Origin of the sequence: Streptomyces pseudogriseolus, assembly GCA_002154585.1 — a bacterium.
In the GTDB taxonomy this organism is placed as follows: Bacteria; Actinomycetota; Actinomycetes; order Streptomycetales; family Streptomycetaceae; genus Streptomyces; species Streptomyces pseudogriseolus.
The window spans coordinates 282-526 of record MUNG01000752.1; the positions used below are offsets into that span (position 1 = coordinate 282).

Annotated in this window: 1 pseudogene; it reads right to left on the reverse strand. The window is 73.5% G+C overall.

What is annotated here, in order from left to right:
• A pseudogene (locus tag CCN29_RS36810) lies at nt 1-245 on the reverse strand (helix-turn-helix domain-containing protein); the annotation flags it as partial.

Consider the following 245-nt stretch of genomic DNA (forward strand, 5'->3'; position numbering starts at 1 on the left):
GCTCCGTCCGCTGCCGGACGGCGGCCGGCTGGTTGCAGGAGATCGTGCGGGTGACGATGCGGCCGGACGACGTACGGACGCGCTCCCGCCGCAGATAGCCGTGGGCCTCCAACTCCCGCAGAGCGGCGGCGATACGGGTCGCCCCCTCGGGGAAGCGTGCGGCGAGGGTCTTGATGTCGGCGGGGGGCGCCCTTCGGCAGGGACTGGAGGTGGGTGCCGAGTCCGATGGCGAGGAGCGAGAGCTC